Here is a 4,480-nt window from a genome sequence, read left to right as displayed (position 1 = left end):
AACAATATGTAGTAAAAGGATTACAACAGGCAGCCATTCAACAGTATGGAGAAGCTGTTAAATACTTTGATAAGGTTAATTACACAGAATTAGATAAAGATAATCAGAAGGCAGTTTTATTTACTTATTTATTAAATGGAAAGGCAAATAAGGCACTACAGTATGAGCCAAAATTTGCAGAGAGTGTGGTTGCTTATTTTATCGGGATAGACAACATGAATAAAATCAATGAGATTGATGTCAAGAATGATGTGATCGACTTTGAAAAGGCAGCACTTAATAAAAAATATGAAGAGGTAATTAAGCTCAAAGGGAAAGTCAATATGGATGGTAGACGTGAAAAGCTCATTGTTGAAGCTTTTGTAAGTCTAAAAAAATATGAAGATTGTTATTCTTTTGCCAAAACGCAAGGAAATAAAAGCTTGATGAAAGAGGTGAAAGAATTAGAAAAGCGAGATGTTCAACAATCTACGATAAGCGAAGAGGAAAAGAAAGCTAAGATTGAAAGAATTGATAAAGATCTAAAGGACATCTAAGGGGGAAAAAATAACATGCCATTAAATTATGAAAATCTGTATAAAAAGATGGGAATTGTTTTTCTTGGTGGTTCATTAATATTGGGTACTACTGGGTGCAGTTGGTTTGGAAGCAAGGAATCCTCAAAAAGTAAGTCAGCTATTACAAAAAAAGTAGATAAGAGTAAGCCAGAGGAAAAGAAAGAAAATCTGAACAAACAAGATTTTGAAGCAATGACAGAGAATGCAATTCAAAGTAAAGATAATGAGGTTGCTTATGTACTCGATGAGATTGATAAATCAAAGATTAATTTCAAGGATAAATCCATTGTAAGTAATCTTCAAAATGGAGATGAAACCACTTCTCGTGTTCTTGCGCTCTTTGATAAAGAAACAACAGATAAAACACTTCAAGATACGACAAAAGATAATGTGATTGCAGCTATTACAGATAATAAACCACAAGTCACTGTGAACGGTGACCATTTTGCGTTTGGCAATCAAGATATTGATTCTTCAGTAGCGAGTATAGGAGATATTCTTCCACCAGAGAAGAAGCTAGATGAAATTGTGAATCCACCAGTTACACCGGAAGGTGAGAATGGTAATACGGAAAATACAGGGACAGAAAAACCGAAACCAACAGAACCAGAGGAACCAACAGATCTAGAGAAACCAAAACCGCCAGTAGATCCACCAACAGAACCAGAGAAACCAAAACCGCCGGTAGATCCGCCGGTAGATCCACCAACGGATCCAGAAAAGCCGAAACCGCCAGTAGATCCGCCAGTAGATCCACCAACGGATCCAGAAAAGCCGAAACCGCCAGTAGATCCGCCAGTAGATCCACCAACGGATCCAGAAAAGCCGAAACCACCAGTAGATCCGCCAGTAGATCCACCAACGGATCCAGAAAAGCCGAAACCGCCGGTAGATCCGCCAGTAGATCCACCAACGGATCCAGAGAAACCGAAACCACCAGTAGATCCACCAACGGATCCAGAGAAACCGAAACCACCAGTAGATCCGCCAACGGATCCAGAGAAACCGAAACCGCCAGTAGATCCGCCAACGGATCCAGAGAAACCGAAACCACCAGTAGATCCACCAACGAATCCAGAGAAACCAACAGAGCCGGAGAAACCAATAAATCCAGAGAAGCCAACAGAACCGGAGAAACCAACAGAGTTAAATAAACAAGAGTCAAAATCAGATGTAACAGTTTAAAGGGGGATTCGCTTACCCATGTACAAGGATGAAATTTCAATTAAATATAAGTTAGCTGAAAAAAAAGTACTCATTCCATTGAGTACTTTTTTGTTTGTTGGAATGTTTTTAATCGCAAATTTTTTACTCAGCTTATCTTTAGAGCTGATAGAAACAACATTTAGTGATTTATTACACCCAAAACCATTTCATATGGAGATAGGATTTCTTTTTCAAATGCCGATTGCAGAGCATCCGATTTACTACATGCTTGTTTTCCTTGTAGTAATTGGAACCATTGCAAGAACGGTGTATAAGCTGAAATCTTCCTTTAAAAACTTAAATAATCATCAGAAAGGATCTAGTCGTTTTACAACAGTTGAAGAGTTGAAAAAGCAATACCGAGCTGTACCAGATCGAGAGGAATCATTTAAAGGTGGCGGTGGTGTTGTTATCTCCCGACTAGGTGACAAGGTATTTATTGATGATAGCCCGGTAAACAATTTAATCATTGGTACAACACGCTCTGGTAAAGGGGAAACTTATGTATTTCCTACAATTGATGTCTATTCTAGAGCGGAACATAAACCATCATTAATACTGAACGATCCCAAGGGCGAACTATTTAGTGCCTCAAAAGAAACTTTGGAAAAACGAGGGTATCATATTGAAGTCTTGAATTTGTTAAACCCACTTGATTCTATGAGTTATAACTTGTTGCAACTTGTCAAAGATGCCTATAAAGATGGGGATTATTCAACGGCACAGGCATTATGTAAAACACTCTCTCACACTTTGTATTACAACCCAACTGTCAAAGATCCTTTTTGGCAACAGTGCGCTATGAGCTTGTGTAATGCCATGATATTAGCAGTTACAGATAAATGCATTGCGGAAGGTACAGAAGAAAAAATCACGATGTATGCAGTTGCAAATATGTTATCAGAACTTGGTTCAAAAGAGGTAATCGTAGATCCGGAAGCTGATCCACAAAATGCATTAGATTTATACTTTGAAGGCTTACCAGCGGAAAGTGTTGCGAAAATGCAATATGCAACCTCAAACTTCTCGAAAGGAACGACACGAGGAGGGATTTTCACCCAAACAATGAACGGACTCTCTATTTTTACATTTGATGAAATCGCAAAAATGACAGCGAAAAATAGTGTAGATTTAAAACGTGTAGGTTTTGGAAAAACGATAAAAGGAAAAGTAACACCTAGAAAACGAGTAGAAATTGTATTTCCAGATGGCTCAAAGGAGTCTATTAAAGCAGATATTAAAGGACGTTTTGCATTAGATTTCAAGAAAGTAATAAAAGTTGGAGATACCATTCAATGTAATGAAAAGGAAAATAAGAAAAAGAAAGCATCTATTTCTATTACGAAAATAGATGAAAAGACGGGTCATACAGAATTTAAAGTAATAGAAGAAAATGAAGATATACAAGTAATAACAGTGGATTATTTCGATAAACCAATTGCAATTTTTATGATTACACCTGATTATGATACTTCAAATCATGTCATTGCTTCTATTTTCGTAAGACAGCTCTACTTCATATTAGCTAAGGGTGCATCCCTTGCAAGGGGTAATGAGTGTCATCGTGAAGTGATTTTTTTACTTGATGAATTTGGCAACATGCCGAGCATAGAGGGAATGGCAACGTTAGCAACGGTTTGTTTAGGAAGGAATATCCGTTTTAATCTTATCATTCAAGCATATTCACAACTGAAAAATAAATATGGTGAGGATGCAGATACTATTGATGGAAACTGCGGGAACACCATCTACATTCTAACAAACGATCAAGAAACAGCCGAAAAAGTGTCCAAAAAGCTGGGGAATAAGACAATTAACCTACCTTCCCGAAGTGGAAAAGGTCTTTCTACTGATAAAAATAAAACCGAAGGTCTAGATCAACGACCATTGTTAACACCGAATGAATTAATGAGTTTTAAAGAAGGGGAAAGTGCCGTTATTCGTGTGATAAAACGTCAAGATAATGAACGGAAACGAATTAGACCACGACCAATTTATAATACAGAAGAAACAGCTTTAAAATATAGATGGGAGTATTTGGGAGTAGAGTTCGATACAGATAAATCTATTTTAGATATAGATATCGACTCCTTACATGATGATGTAGAACCGAAAAAACTTATTGTAGATTTTCTAGGAGAAAGAAAGGAAGAACAAATTGAGAAAGAACCATCAGAGCCAGAACAAGAAGATTTGCCACCAATAGAGACACCGCAGCCAGTAGAAGAACCAACAATGATGGGAATTGATGAAGAGATTCCGGAAGAGGCGTTTCAGCAGGAAGATAACCCGTTTGATTCCCTCTCCATTGAAAATTGGAAAGGAAAAACGGTTAATGAATTTTTCGAATCTGATTTAGCGGTTTTGAAACTGGTTGATAAGTTCTTTTTAGCACAGTTAGGCAAATCAATAGATGAAATTGAAAATCAAGAAATGGGCGAGTTTTACAGTGAATTTCAAATGTTAGCTCACAATGACCACATCGACAAAAGTGTTTACCAAGCAGTCGAAAACAAGATTAATCGAATCTTACGTGATTTAGAAGAAAAAGAACAAGTGACGAGTTAGAAAAGCACTCAAATGATTGAGTGCTTTTTTGAATCCAAACTAAAGGAGGAAGAGGGAATGTGCGTACCGACAATAACGGATAAAATGCAATTGATTTTAGATAGTTACTCGCCGTTTGTAACAGAAGAAAATGAGGTCATTCTTGGTCT

At 37.1% G+C, this 4,480-nt stretch carries 2 protein-coding genes and 1 pseudogene; all 3 read left to right on the top strand.

Annotated features, from left to right (window positions below):
- Positions 1–536: pseudogene (locus CQ058_RS30890) on the top strand (hypothetical protein); the annotation flags it as partial.
- A gap of 15 nt (positions 537–551) precedes the next feature.
- A complete protein-coding gene (locus CQ058_RS30885) occupies positions 552–1,742 on the top strand; it encodes a hypothetical protein (protein WP_105590247.1) in 1,191 nt (396 codons plus the stop codon).
- 18 nt (positions 1,743–1,760) lie between these two features.
- Positions 1,761–4,331 (top strand): VirD4-like conjugal transfer protein, CD1115 family, encoded by a 2,571-nt coding sequence (locus tag CQ058_RS30880; protein WP_105590246.1) that lies wholly within the window; start codon positions 1,761–1,763, stop codon positions 4,329–4,331.
- Positions 4,332–4,480: the final 149 nt, after the last annotated feature.

Source organism: Bacillus sp. MYb56 (genome assembly GCF_002976445.1).
Classification (GTDB): Bacteria; Bacillota; Bacilli; order Bacillales; family Bacillaceae_G; genus Bacillus_A; species Bacillus_A mycoides.
Note: the sequence above shows the minus strand (reverse complement) of the source record. Positions and strands in the feature narration are given on the sequence as shown.